Origin of the sequence: Clostridium neuense (assembly GCF_045310695.1) — a bacterium.
GTDB classification, from domain to species: domain Bacteria; phylum Bacillota; class Clostridia; order Clostridiales; family Clostridiaceae; genus Clostridium_S; species Clostridium_S neuense.
Genome location: NZ_JBJIAA010000002.1, coordinates 240,887 through 255,183, shown reverse-complemented (window position 1 = coordinate 255,183; position 14,297 = coordinate 240,887). Strand labels below are relative to the sequence as shown.

Here is a 14,297-nt window from a genome sequence, read left to right as displayed (position 1 = left end):
AAAAAAGAATTATTATAGTAATTGAAATTATTAATGATTGGAGTTGAAGTGTTTGTGAGTGGAATTTTTGGAGGAATACTTTATGAGTATATATGTGTAATATTTTTGTGTGTTATATTTCAGATAATCATGGTAAAAAAAGAACATAAAAGTGGACATAAATATAACCTGAAACATTTTATATGGGTTTACGTTTTCTTTGTATATTTAATGCTTGTATTTATGTGTACTGGTGCGGGAACTCTTCATGATCTTTTCTTTGCTATTAAAGAAAATGAACTTATCAGTTTTGCTACAATAAATTTAGTGCCTTTTGATGCTGCTTCTGGAGGGATTTTTGAACACATAGAAAATATTATAATGTTTATGCCTTTAGGTTTTTTACTGCCGCTTATTTGGAAGGAATTTAAGTCAGTTAAAAAAGTGGTTACAGCAGGTTTTTTATTTTCAATAGTAATTGAGCTAAGTCAGCTTTTAAATATACGTGATACAGATATAGATGATCTTTTAATGAACACTATTGGAGCTTTTTTAGGACTTCTGATTTTTTGTTTATTTAAGAAGTTATTTAAAAATAAAAAAGAAGTGGAAGAATTAGATGAAACAAAATTATCTTTTTTGGCTCGTCATGAAGCTGCATTTTACCTTATACTTTCTTTTGCAAGTGTGTTCTTATTTTATAACGAATTTTTATTTGGAATATAGGAGGGTTTAAAAAATGGAAATACTCAAAATTAAAAATTTATGTAAAACTTATGGAAAGGGAAATACAAAAGTAGAAGCTTTAAAGAATATAAATTTAACTATAAATGAAGGGGAGTTTACAGTAGTTGTAGGACCAAGTGGCTCTGGTAAAAGTACTTTTCTTCATATTATTGGAGGGGTTGAAAAGGCGACTTCTGGTGAGGTGATTATAGAAAATACAGCTATAAATAATTTAAATGAAAAAGAACTTTCAATAATGAGAAGAAGAAAAATAGGATTTGTATTTCAGTTTTATAATTTGCTGCCAGTTTTGACGGCAGAGGAAAATATGGTTATGCCGCTTCTATTAGATGGAAAAAAGGTAGATGAAAATTACCTTGAAGAAATAATGGATATTTTGGGGATAAAAGATAGAAGAGATCATCTTCCATCACAGCTATCGGGTGGACAGCAGCAGAGAGTATCAATTGGAAGAGCACTTGCAAACAAGCCATCTTTGATATTAGCTGACGAACCAACAGGAAATCTTGATTCTAAAAACAGTAGAGAAATAATTGAGCTCTTAAGATACTCTGCTAAAAAGTATAACCAAACGCTTATAGTTATAACTCACGATCTTAGAATTGCTAAGCTTGCAGATAGAGTAATAAGCATAGAGGATGGAGAAATAACATCGAATGAGGTGGTCTCAAAATGAAGAGCTACTCTGAAATAACTCTTAAATATCTAAAAGTGAATAAGAAAAGAACGGCACTTACGATCCTAGGTGTAATCTTATCTGTAGCTTTATTTACTGGCATAGGGACTATTTTGTTTAGCTATAGAACTTCTCAAATAGAAGATGCTAAAAGTTCACTTGGAAATTATGAATTTAAGTATGATAATATATCAAGCAGTAAGGCAGAAAAGATAATAAATAATGCAGAGGTGCTTAATTCTGGAATTGAAGAAAAGTGGGATAGTGCAAAAGTAAAATTACAAAATGAAAATTTAAGTTTGATGGTAAGAGCCTATGATAAAAGTGGTTTTGAAAAGATAGTAAATAAATGTTTTGAGATAAGAAAAGGCAGATTACCTAAAAATGAAGATGAAGTTATGATTGATATGGGAACTTTTTATCAGCTAAAAAATAAAAAAATAGGAGATAGTATAACTATAAATCTTAAGGATAATGAAGCAAAAACTTATAAAATAGTTGGAGCCTATGAATATAATATTTTCAACCAAGGTAAAGCAATTACTTTTTTAAAATTTAGTGCTAATGATAATTCTAAATTTAATGTTTTCCTAAATTTGAAACAAAAAAGAAACAAACAAGGGGTAATCAGTAGAATAACGAAGCAAAGTGATTTAAAAACCGAAAAATATACAATAGAATATAATGATGTTATTTTAAGGTCTTATTTTGAAAGTCCAAATGAGCTTAGAAATGATTTTATGATTAAGATTATAGTGTTTTTAATAAGTATAATAGTGGTATCTAGTGCTGCACTTATATACAATTCTTTTAATATATCTGTTATGGAGAGAATAAAGCATTTTGGAATTTTGAGATCTATAGGTGCAACTCCAGTGCAAATAAAAAAGCTGATTATTAAGGAAGCTTTTTATATGTGTCTTATAGGTATACCGGTTGGATTTTTGGCAGGATATTTTGGAATATATATTACAGTAAAGCTTATGGGAAATCTAGCACTTATAGGTTCTTCAAATTTTAAAATAGGTTTGTATCCAGAGGTATTTATTATTAGCGCAATCCTTTCTGTGTTTACAATATTTTTATCAGCGTTTAGTCCAGTAAGAAGAGCTGGAAAAATAAGCCCTATGGATGCATTAAAAAATACAGTTGGAATAAAAAATAAAAAATTAAAAAAGAGAAGTAATAAAATAATAAAGCTTTTGTTTGGAAATGAGGGAGAGCTTGCTTATAAAAATATAAAAAGGCTTCCAGGAAGATTCTGGGTTACTGTTTTTTCACTTGTAATTTCAGTAGTTATGTTTATTGTATTTACCACTTTTGCTAGCTTTACAAAGCAAGCTAATAATGAAACACAAAAAATAGTACCATATGATAGTGTAATATTTAAAGGTAACAATGAAGGTTTAAGGTTACAAGATTATGAACAAATTAAAAAATTATCTGGAGTAAAAAAAGTATACAAAATGTCTAGTTCTGGTGGGGTAATTTATATTCCAAGTGATAAGTTTAATAAGAAATTTTATAATGCAACTGATTTACGAGGTGGAGTAGCAGAAACTTATAACAATTTTATAAGTTTAAATGATTCAAATATTAGTTCATATGATGATACCGCTCTTAATTTAGCTGAAAAGTATATTTCTTCTGGAGAAATTGATAAAGAAAAATTAAATGACAATGGAGTTTTAATTGTTAATAAAAATAAAGTTAGTGTTTCAGATAAAAATGGTCATAGAAATGTGTATAAAGATTATTCAAATTATAAGGTAGGAGACAAAATAACAATTCCTAAAATGAAAAGTTATATAATTAATGATGAAGACCATGGATTTGATAATGCAAAAAAAGAGGCAAAGAAAGCTATAGATAATAAGAAGTTTATTACATTAACGGTGGTTGGAATACTTAATAAAGATCCGTTGGATAGCCACAATGACGGATATCCCTATGAAGGAATGAATTTTATATTTTCCGAGAATATGTATAAAAAGCTAAATGGAACTCTTAATTATGGGGGATTTGGTATTGTATTTAAGGATGGAGCTTCAAGAGACAAATTATATAGTTATTTTGAAAATAAAGCTTCTGAAATTGGTGGTTATTATACAGATTATTATAAAGTTGTGCAGGACAATAAAAAAAGGGATTTTGAAATGCAAGTATTTGTTTATGGTTTTATTGTACTTATAACACTTATATCTGCTGTAAATATAATAAATACCGTAAGTATAAATCTTATTTTAAGAAAAGCAGAATTTGCTATGCTTATGGCAATTGGAATGACAAAAGAGCAGCTTACAAAAATGGTACTTCTTGAAGGAACGCTTCATGGAATTATTGCAGCTGCACTCGGAACCTTTATAGGTGCAGGTTTAGACTTTATTTTGATAAAAATAATTACAGGCAGTGAACTTAAAGACTTTGAACTTAAGTTTCCTATAGGAACTATAATTTGTGGGATTTTAGCTGCAATACTAATAACTCTTATAGCCTCTTTAATTCCACTTAGAAAACTAAAAAACATGGATGTAATAGAAAACTTGAGAGAGGAGTAAAGAGCGTAGACATGGCATAATAAAAATAAAGATAAAGCATGTGAAAACTGGAAGTTGTGAAGTAACAATGCTTCATCGTGTTAAAAAAATCCTATAAATCTAAGTGGTGATTTTAAGCAAGCACTCGTTTTAAATCACCACTTGATTTATTAGCTTTATTTAATATTGAAAGTGGTTCGTATATATTTTGATTGTAATGTACTTAGATTTACTTATACAAATCTGGTACATTTTTTTACGTTATATGTAGATTAATAAAAGCTTTAAATAAACACTATATAATTTTACTTGAAATATGACAGCTTACTTGACATTTTAGTTCCTTCTCTTTAATATTTATTGTATTGAATTTATAATATCTGCTTATTGAAATATAGATATTTATTGGTTAAGTAAAGTATATTTTATACATCAAAATGCGAGGAAATTGAATAGACAATTATTGATATGTAATATTTGTTGACTGTAAAACTGCAGTTAAGTATATCGTTTGTGTAATAGAAACATTAAAAAACATCTGGTAGAATTATTTGATATATTGGTTTATAAGAAAAATAAATTATTTGAGTATAAAAATACAAGATAATTTTAATAATATGTTAAAATATAGTTATAACTATGACCGTATAAGAAAAATGGAGAGGGAATTTAAAATGAAATTAATAAATAAGGATGAACTTATTGCTAAAGAAATAAGATATGATATATTTTTTAGTCATGCAAAAGAAGGTGATAAGTTACCTTCAGAACGAAAACTATCAGAAAAATATGGAGTGCAACGAGCTACTATTCGTTTGGCGCTGCAAAGACTTGAAAGAGAAGGCATTATTGAAGTAAGGCAGCGTAGTGGGTATTATATTAGACCAAAACGGGTTGATGAGGATCTTCGGGAAGTATTGTCATTATCCGAGAAGATTAAAGGTTTAGGTAAAAATATTCAGAATAAATTACTAGGATTTGAAAGAATAGAAGTAGATAAGAAATTGTCACAAGAAGTAAAATTGCCCATAGGGACAAAGCTTTTAAGAATCACTAGACTTAGATATATAGTCGATGATAAAAGTCACACACCTATATCTTTGGATGATGCCTATATACCAGAAAATATAGCTCCTAAATTGTTTGAATATGATCTTGAAAATCGTTCTTTGTTTGAAATATTAAAGAAGGAGTATAATGTAATACCGTATAAAGACTCACAGCGAATTACTATTGTTTATGCCAATGAAAGAGAGTCAAAATTACTAAATATTTCACAATTGACACCTTTAGTAAAAAAGCAAGGAATGATATATGATAAGGATGGAAGGCTAGTACAGTATTTATATTCAATAAAAAATAAAGAATGGACATCTTTTAAGCAAACCAATATGATTATTTATAGAAAGATAGGTGGTTTTGTTGATTGACTATAGAATGCCTTTGTATATTCAGATTCAAGATATAATTGTTAAAAAAATAGAAGAACATGAGTATTTGCCAGGAGAGTTGATCCCAAGTGAGAGGAAAATGGCAGAAAAGTATGGTGTTAACCGTATGACAGTAAAAAAGGCTATTAATGAGTTGGTGAAAAAAGGATATGTGTATCGTATTAAAGGAAGTGGTACATATATTAATAAAAGCGAAAGACAAAAATTTAATTTAGGATTTGTTAATGAAATAGTTAATACTGGTATTACTACAATGCTAAAAAATGTTGGTGTGGCAGTAAGCAATAGGGTACTAGGATTGGGAAAGATAGATTCAAGTAATTTTATTAATGCTAAGTTAGGAATGAAAGCTGGAGAAGAAGTGTTTGGATTGCATCGTGTACGTTATGCAGGAAAAAGGCCAATTGCGGTTGAGTATACGTATGTACCTAAATGCTTTTTTGAAGATATGGAAAGCATTGATTTTAAGAATGTAGCTCTTTATGATTATATGAGTATTCGCAATCATTTACCTCAACATTTTATTCAAAATTTAACTATTATAGATGCAACAGAAAAAGAAGCTGAACTGCTAGAACTTGAAAAGGGTAAGGCGATTTTTAAAATGGAGTATATTGGAGCCGATAATGACTATAATATTGTTGAGTTTACTGAAAGTTATATGGATCCAGATAATGTTGATTTTCGATATGATACAATTAGCAAATAAATAATCCTAGATATATTAGCTATAAAGGCTTCAGTCATAAGAATTTAAAATCATTTTTTTTATTGAATAAAGTAAGTTATATCTCCAGCCATGTAATATGGTTGGGGATATTTTTATGCCATTTATTCTGTAAATAACAATTGTATTTTAGTGATATTATACAATTATTTACATGACATAGAAAGCTTATCTTTTAGATAAACAAGTTTTTATTATTACTTACGAGGTTTATGAATTAAGTTGTTATGAAAATTAAAAGTATGAATTAAAAAACTTTTGATTTTTTATAAAAAGGACTTGCATAAGCACAATACAAGTGGTATAGTAAAAATGAAAAGAGGATTATTAATAGAACCAATTTGGGGGCGATGAAAAACTATGAAGATGACTGATTATGTAAAATTATCATCAGAAAGATTAAAACATAACTTTTTGCATTCTAATGATTTATGTAAGGATATATGTAATGAATACATTAAAAGTGGTAAAAGTGGTATAAGAATAATTGCATCTGGATCTTCCTACAATAGTTCTATGGCAGCTAGGATCTATATGCAGGATAAGTTAAACGAGTTAGTGCAAGTAGTAACTCCTGAAGTATTTATTAATTTTAAGAATCAACCAGCAGATAATATGTTTAATATTGTGGTATCACAAAGTGGCTGCTCAACTAATATTATTGAAGCTTTAAAATTTATGCAGAAGAATGGGACTAAAAGAGTAGTCCTAACAGGAAATCTTGACAGTGACGTAAAAGATTATGCAGATGTATTGATAGATTATGGAGTAGGAATTGAAACAGTTGATTATGTAACAATGGGAGTTGTAACTTTAATTGAGTTTTTAATGTTATTTGCTCTTCAGGCAGTAGTATTAAAGGGAAGAATAACTAAAGAAAAAAGAGAAATTTATTTAAAGCAGTTTGAAAACGTTATTAAAAGCCATTCAAAGATGGTTGAATTAGTAGAAGGATTTGTAAAGGAAAACAAGATGAAATTATCACAATTGCTGCCATCATTTGTTTGTGGAAATGGTCCCAATTATGGAGTAGCCTTAGAAGGCTCATTAAAATTTCAGGAAACTTTAAAAGTTCCTACTATGGCATATGAAACGGAAGAATTTATTCATGGACCTAATATGCAGTTAACTCCTAATTATTCCGTATACTTAATTGATGACCCTGTTCCGAATAATCGCATTTACTGTATATACATGGCAACTAAAAAAATTACCGATAAAGTCTATTTTATAACAACAAGAGATGATGTAAATGATGATGGATGTATTATAATTCCTAAGATTGAAGATGCAAATATGATGCCTATTTTGAGTGTTGTGGTATTTCAATATATTGCCGCTAAAATGACTGATGAATTAGATGCATGGAAGACACATCCGTATTTTAATGAGTTTGAAAAGTTAGTTTCTTGTAAAACGGATGATTACTTAGATGTTATGAATGGATTAAAAGATAAATTAAATGATCGTTAGTGGAAAGAAGGAAAAATGTAAATGCGAAATATAATAATTGCAACACATGGGGAATTAGCGAAAGGTTTAAGATTTTCAACGGAGTTTATAATGGGAGAACAAAAAACACTACATGTGATTCCAGCATATACGTCCGAGTGCCCAGATTTTAAAAACAAGCTACATGAACTGATTGAAAAGTACATAGAAGAAGGGGAAGTCATAATATTAACAGATTTATTCGGTGGAAGTGTTAATACAGAAGTAATGAATTTATTAAATAAATATAAAAATGTTTTCTTAATAGCAGGAGCTAATTTGTCTTTAGTTATTCAACTATTAGCAGCTAATGATGATACTAATATAAGAGATGTTATTGAAAAAGGTGTGAAAGAGGCAAGGAAAGGAATTATCTTTTGTAATAATTTGATTGATTGTGATGAAGAAGCACAATTAGATGAATTTTAGGAGGAAAAAATTATGATTAAAATGATTCGTGTAGATTACCGTTTGCTTCATGGTCAGGTTGCAGTGTCATGGACATCTATGTTAGGTGCAGATTGTTTGTTACTGGTTAGTGATACATTAAAAAAAGATGCATTACGAATGCAAACGATTAAACTAGCAAAGCCAGAAGGTGTAAAAGTAGTTGCAAAAAATCTAGAAGAAGCCATTCAGGCCTTACAAAGCAATATAACAGATAAATATCATCTATTCATAATTTGTGAAACGATTGATTTAGCTGCTAAGATATCTAAAGCTATTGGTATGAAAACAATAAATTTAGGAAATGTTCCTTTTGCTGAGGGAAAGAGGCAGGTTAGCAAAAGTGTTTTCCTAAATGAGAATGAAGAAAGTATGTTAAAGGAACTCTTAAATAATGATTATGATTTATTTATTCAAATGGTACCTACTGAAAAGAAAATAAGTTGTCAAAGTATTTTAAATTAGGGGGCGGAAATAAGTGTTAGTTAAAACAATATTTATTTTTCTAATTACACTTCTAGGCTATTCAGAATGGTTACTTGGAACTAGTTTTTTGCAAAGGCCTATTATTTTAGGATCTCTAGTAGGTCTTGTAATGGGAAATCTACCTGCAGGAATTATAATGGGTGCTACGCTTGAAATGGCAATGGTTGGAGCAGTTTCTGTTGGGGCTTATAATCCACCTGATTTGGTTTCTGGAACTATCTTAGGAGTATCGCTTGCAATTCAGTCTGGTGCAAAGGCTTCTGCGGCATTAACTTTGGGTATTCCTGTGGCTACCATCATGTTAGCTATGAATATTGGTTTTGGACAACCATTGATGCTAATGCTTATTCATAGATGTGACAAGCATGCAAAGAACGCTGATGTTAAAAGGTTTACAATTGATATGTTTATTGCCGGTTATCTTCAAAATTGGTGTGGAATCCTTATTGTGCCATTAGCTTTTTACTTTGGTTCCAGCACTGTTACACACTTACTTGGAAGTATTCCATCGTTTATCCAAGCTGGCATGCAAGTAGCAGCAGGTTTATTACCAGCCTTAGGCTTTGCAATGTTAGCCCAAATGATTATGAATAAAAAAGTTGTTCCGTTTTTCTTCTTTGGTTTCTTTGTTGTAGCTTACGGAGGTATTTCAACAACAGGTGTTGCAATATTTGCAGTAATATTGGTATCTATTATGTTAATTTATCAAAATACATCGAAATCAAAAGCAGTAAAGGAAGTGGATACTACGGAAGGAGATGGTTTTGATGAGTTTTAAGATTCATGCTGAATATGATAAAAAACTAAAGAAACAAGATTTAATGAAGGTGTTTTTTAGAAGTATTCCATATGAACATTCGTGGAATTATGAACGTATGGGAAATGTAGGATTTACATTTGCTATGCTTCCTATATTGAAAAAACTATATCCTAATAAAGAAGAGCTTTCAAAAGCAATGAAAAGACATCTAGAATTATATAACGTAACACCTTATATTTCTACGTTACCTCTAGGAATTGCTTCGGCGATGGAAGAAGCTAACGTTGAAAATCCAAACTTTGATACAAGTTCAATTTCAAGTGTAAAATTGGCACTTATGGGACCGTTATCAGGAATTGGTGATGCCTTTTACTGGGGGACACTTAGAATTTTAGCAACTGGCATAGGTGGGGCATTGGCACTTCAAGGTAAAATTTTAGGACCAATACTATTTTTCTTAGTATTTAATATACCACATTATATTATAAGATACTTATGTACATTTTTAGGATATAGATTTGGATCAGATGTTATTTCAAAAATTGAAGAATCTGGTTTAATGCAAAAAGTTATGCAATGTGCTTCCATCATAGGAATAATGGTTGTTGGTGCAATGACTAAGAATATGGTCTCAATAAATTTTGCAACTAAGATAGGAATTGGTAAATCTGCTTCTACAGTTCAATCATTATTAGATGGTATTTTTCCTGGATCAACCATACTGGCATTATTTGGCATTGTTTATTGGATGTTAAAAAAGAAGATTAATCCATTAATGATTATGCTTATTTTATTGGTAGTTGGAATTGCAGGAGCGTACTTTGGAATTCTAGGAGCATAAATATAAAAATTAGAAAAGAGAGGAAAGATACAGATGAGTTTAAGAAATTTTAATTTAGAAAAATATTTAAAGAATGGTAAAACAACTTATGCACAAAGAGAAAACATTGAAAAATTAGCTGATGAATTAACTAAAGAAGGTTTCGAAAATATCGTTGTTTTAGGTATTGGTGGAACTTGGGCTGAGTGGTATCCAGTAGTTGAATATTGCAAGCATTTAAGTGACTTCCCAATTTATCTTGAGAATGCTGGAGAATTTTTAGTTAAACAGAATATGAGTTATTTAACAAAAAAATCTTTAGTTTTAACAGCTTCTGCATCTGGAAATACAAAAGAAATTTTAGAAGCTTCTAAATTATGTATAAGTAAAGGAATTCCTGTGTTTGGATTTACAAAAGATGAAACTACACCTTTAGCAAAACTATTGACTAAAGCTATATATAACCCTTGTGGTGATTGCGAAGATTCATATCTAATGTATTTTATGTTAGCATTGCGTTTATATAAGAACTTAGGTTATTTTTCTCAATATGATAGATGGGCAGATCAAATGAAAAATTTACACACTAATTTGATAAGAATACGTGAAGAATTTGAACCAAGAGCTGCTGAAATTGCTAGGAAATATAGTAAAGAGCCATATACAATGTTTGTAGGTTCCGGTGTTCTATGGGGTGAAACTTATTTATTTTCTATGTGTATTTTGGAAGAGATGCAGTGGGTAAGAACCAAAGCAGTTAAATCTTCTGATTTCTTTCATGGACCATTAGAATTAGTTGAAAAAGACTTGCCAGTATTTTTAGTAATGGGTGAAGATGAATATCGTCAACTAGATGAACGTGTAGAACGTTTTGCTAAAAAGTTTACTGATAAGCTAGAAGTATTTGATACTAAGGATTTTCAATTGACTGATATTGATGATGAATTTAGAGTGATTGTTTCACCAATGATTGCTACAGCCATCCTCACAGAAAGACTTGCTGCCCATTATGAACTTAATACAGGACATAGTTTAGAATTTAGACGTTACTATCGTCAATTCGAATATTAAAATGAAAAAGTATACAACAGTGTTGTTTGATATGGATGGGGTTCTAATAAATTCAGAACCCGTCTATATTAATAGGTTGAAACAATTCTTTAATTTAAATAATATTGCTTATAAAGATGATGAATTTAATTATATTGTAGGCAATACACCAAAGAATTATGATGATTTTGTTAAGTCTACTTGGGCAAGGAGTAGAGATATTAAGGAATATTTAAAAGCACAAAGAGAATTTTATAAATTGTATGGTGAAATAGATTACAAAAAAATACTATTTCCTAATGTTTTGAGCACCATAAAATCCTTAGCAGATAATAATTTTATACTTGGATTGGCATCTTCATCACCATCGAAAGACGTAGAAAGTATGCTTAATCAAACAGGTCTAGCTAAGTATCTTTGTAATTACCTTACTAGTGATGATGTAATAGAAACTAAGCCCAATCCTCAGATATACATTGATTTAATGAAAAAACTTTCTGTAAACTCAGAGAGTGTATTAATAGTTGAAGATTCTTATTTTGGAATTATGGCTGGAAAGAATGCTGGTGCGGATGTAGCGGCAATAGCCTGTAAAGATTTTATGCAAGATCAATCTTTTGCTGATTATATTATTAAAGATGTTAGCGAAATATTGAATTTTATATGAAATTGAATTTTTGATTACTTTTGAACTCTACTTTATTACTTAAATAAAGTAAAGTTTTAAAAGGAATTTTGTATAGTTTTACCTCCAATATAGTTTGAAACCAAATAGCATATTTTCATTTTTGAAAATATGCTATTTGGTTTATTATATATTTTATAAAATATTGTTATAATAGAATAAAAGGTAAAACACTTAAGCTTTTAAATATATCGAATTGAGTTTTTTTATTTATAGATATATAAATCGGTGAAGGAGATAAGCATGATTAAAATATTATTAGTTGAGGATGACATGGCAATTACTGTTGGAGTTGAATATGCCCTTAAAAAAGAAGGCTTTTCTGTAAGTTCGGCAAAAAATATAAAGGAAGCTAAGGAAAAGCTTAATAATGAAGCATTTAATTTGATGCTTTTGGATGTACTTTTGCCAGATGGAAGTGGGTATGATTTATGTAAAGAGTTAAGAACTTCTGACAGTAATTTACCTATAATTTTTATGACTGCTTGTGACGAAGAGGTAAACGTAGTTTTGGGCCTTGATTTAGGTGGGGATGATTATATAACCAAGCCTGTTAGGATTAAAGAGCTTGTTTCAAGAATAAACGCAGTTTTAAGGAGAAATAAAGTAATTAGTAATGAACCTCCAAGAAGAATGCAAACGGGTAATATAGTTATAGAACCTCTTAAGTTTAAAATATTTAAAGATGGTAAGGAAATAAATTTGACGTCTATGGAATACAAACTTATTTTATTATTTATAGAGAATAAGGGGAATGTGCTCTCTAGAAGTACAATAATTGAAAAGCTTTGGGATATAGATGGCAATTTTGTAGATGAGAATACACTTAATGTTTATATAAAGCGGTTAAGAGAGAAAATAGAAGAGAATTTAAAGGAGCCAGAATACATTCAAACCGTAAGAGGTCTTGGCTATAGATGGAATAAAGAGGTGATAAAGCTTGAGTAATATTTTTAAAAATGAAGAAGTAAAAAGCATTACTATAAAATTTTTAATTATTCAAATAGTTGTACTTTTAGGTTGGTATGTATTGTTAAATGCTGGTATATCAGGATTAAATAAAAAATATATTTCTTCAAATAAGGTTATTTGTGCAAGAATTTTAAAAAATCACCCAGAAGAAAAAGAGCAAATAGTAAAAGTTTTTACTCAAGGACCAAGCAGTACAGAAATAAAAGAAAGTAATGATATTTTGAATGATTACGGATATACCTATGAACTTGAAGCCTATAAAAACCCGCTCATTATTGAATTTAAAAATAAGACTGTGCTTATGGGAATTTTGTTTTTAAGCTTGACAGTTTTTATTTTGTATTTTTTGGCATTTAATGCTTTGAAAGGTATGTTTAAAAAAATAAGAGAGGTATACAAGGCTTCTGAGGCTTTAGTAGAGGGAAATTTTAATGTTAACTTTCCGGAGAATGGAGAGGGAGATTTTTATATATTAGGACATGAATTTAATGTAATGGCTAAAAGACTTAAGGAAAGCTTATCAAATTTGAAAAATGATAAAACTCAGCTTAAAAACATAATATCAGATATATCTCATCAGCTAAAGACACCGCTTGCTGCTTTGATTATGTATAATGACATAATGCTTAATGATAACGAAATGAAGTGGGAAGATAGAAAAAACTTTCTTCAAAGATCTACGGAACAGTTAAATAGGATGGAATGGCTTGTCATAAATTTGCTTAAAATGGCAAGGCTTGAAGCTGGTGCAGTAGAATTTCATATTAAGAATGAAAAACTGCTTACCACTGTGAAAAATGCATTAAAACCACTTATATATAAATTAAAAGAAAAGAAGCAGAATTTAATATTAAATGTAGATGATAGTATAAAAATTAAACATGATTCTAAGTGGATGGCAGAATCGATTTCCAATATTGTTAAAAATTCAATCGAACATACAGGAGAGGCTGGAACAATAGAAATAAGTGCAGAAGAAACTCCACTTTCCGTTCAGATAAGTATAAAGGATAATGGAGAAGGTATAAGCGAGAAAAATATAAACAAAATATTTAAACGCTTTTATAAAGGAGAAAATTCTACTAACCCTGAAAGTATAGGAATAGGACTTGCACTTACTAAGCAAATTGTTGAAAGTCAAGGTGGAAGTATAATGGTAAGTAGTAAGGTTGGAGTAGAAACAGAATTTAAGATAACATTTTTAAAGACAATAATCTAAAAAAGAGCGAAGTAACAATGCTTCGTCGCATACACATATGCGGGGTTTGGGCTTAAGCCCATTATCCTTCTAGAACAATATAAAACCACTCTTGATAATAAATTTTATAAATCTAAGTGGTGATTCTAAACGAGTACCTGCTTAGTGTATAGAAGAATAATGGGCTTCGCCCAAGCCTCGTGCATGCTTACTCACTGAAAAGATGCTCAGACAGATTAAAGTATTAAATTTTAATAGTTAAATCTGTAGA

14 protein-coding genes are annotated in these 14,297 nt (G+C 29.6%); all 14 read left to right on the top strand.

Features of this window, described 5'->3' with window-relative positions:
* The first annotated feature begins 54 nt into the window (after positions 1–54).
* The 14 genes from ACJDT4_RS03515 to ACJDT4_RS03450 all read left to right on the top strand — a co-directional run bounded on the left by ACJDT4_RS03515 (position 55) and on the right by ACJDT4_RS03450 (position 14,047).
* A complete protein-coding gene (locus tag ACJDT4_RS03515; protein WP_406786145.1) occupies positions 55–705 on the top strand; it encodes a VanZ family protein in 651 nt (216 codons plus the stop codon).
* 13 nt (positions 706–718) lie between these two features.
* Complete coding sequence (locus ACJDT4_RS03510; RefSeq protein ID WP_406786144.1) at positions 719–1,402, top strand: ABC transporter ATP-binding protein; 684 nt, start codon at positions 719–721, stop codon at positions 1,400–1,402.
* Positions 1,399–3,960: an ABC transporter permease gene (locus ACJDT4_RS03505; protein WP_406786143.1), complete on the top strand. Its 2,562-nt coding sequence runs from the start codon at positions 1,399–1,401 to the stop codon at positions 3,958–3,960. The genes ACJDT4_RS03510 and ACJDT4_RS03505 overlap by 4 nt, the downstream gene beginning before the upstream one ends.
* A 653-nt stretch (positions 3,961–4,613) precedes the next feature.
* Complete coding sequence (locus ACJDT4_RS03500; RefSeq protein ID WP_406786142.1) at positions 4,614–5,369, top strand: GntR family transcriptional regulator; 756 nt, start codon at positions 4,614–4,616, stop codon at positions 5,367–5,369.
* Complete coding sequence (locus tag ACJDT4_RS03495; RefSeq protein ID WP_406786141.1) at positions 5,362–6,099, top strand: GntR family transcriptional regulator; 738 nt, start codon at positions 5,362–5,364, stop codon at positions 6,097–6,099. Before ACJDT4_RS03500 ends, ACJDT4_RS03495 begins: the two co-directional genes overlap by 8 nt.
* Positions 6,100–6,477: 378 nt before the next feature.
* Entirely contained in the window at positions 6,478–7,590 is a 1,113-nt protein-coding gene (locus ACJDT4_RS03490) for an SIS domain-containing protein (protein WP_406786140.1), read from the top strand.
* A gap of 21 nt (positions 7,591–7,611) precedes the next feature.
* Positions 7,612–8,037 carry a PTS sugar transporter subunit IIA gene (locus ACJDT4_RS03485; RefSeq protein ID WP_406786139.1) on the top strand — a complete coding sequence of 142 codons (426 nt, stop codon included), beginning with the start codon at positions 7,612–7,614 and terminating at the stop codon, positions 8,035–8,037.
* A gap of 12 nt (positions 8,038–8,049) precedes the next feature.
* Positions 8,050–8,520, top strand: coding sequence for a PTS sugar transporter subunit IIB (locus tag ACJDT4_RS03480; protein ID WP_406786138.1), 471 nt, complete (start codon positions 8,050–8,052; stop codon positions 8,518–8,520).
* Positions 8,521–8,533: 13 nt separating this feature from the next.
* Entirely contained in the window at positions 8,534–9,319 is a 786-nt protein-coding gene (locus ACJDT4_RS03475; protein WP_406786137.1) for a PTS mannose/fructose/sorbose/N-acetylgalactosamine transporter subunit IIC, read from the top strand.
* Positions 9,309–10,142 (top strand): PTS system mannose/fructose/sorbose family transporter subunit IID, encoded by an 834-nt coding sequence (locus ACJDT4_RS03470; protein ID WP_406786136.1) that lies wholly within the window; start codon positions 9,309–9,311, stop codon positions 10,140–10,142. The genes ACJDT4_RS03475 and ACJDT4_RS03470 overlap by 11 nt, the downstream gene beginning before the upstream one ends.
* Before the next feature lie 33 nt (positions 10,143–10,175).
* Positions 10,176–11,192: an SIS domain-containing protein gene (locus tag ACJDT4_RS03465; RefSeq protein ID WP_406786135.1), complete on the top strand. Its 1,017-nt coding sequence runs from the start codon at positions 10,176–10,178 to the stop codon at positions 11,190–11,192.
* Between the two features lies 1 nt (position 11,193).
* Positions 11,194–11,838: an HAD family hydrolase gene (locus ACJDT4_RS03460; protein WP_406786134.1), complete on the top strand. Its 645-nt coding sequence runs from the start codon at positions 11,194–11,196 to the stop codon at positions 11,836–11,838.
* Between the two features lie 261 nt (positions 11,839–12,099).
* Positions 12,100–12,804 (top strand): response regulator transcription factor, encoded by a 705-nt coding sequence (locus ACJDT4_RS03455; RefSeq protein WP_406786133.1) that lies wholly within the window; start codon positions 12,100–12,102, stop codon positions 12,802–12,804.
* Positions 12,797–14,047, top strand: a complete 1,251-nt coding sequence (locus ACJDT4_RS03450; protein WP_406786132.1) for a HAMP domain-containing sensor histidine kinase — start codon at positions 12,797–12,799, stop codon at positions 14,045–14,047. Before ACJDT4_RS03455 ends, ACJDT4_RS03450 begins: the two co-directional genes overlap by 8 nt.
* Positions 14,048–14,297: the final 250 nt, after the last annotated feature.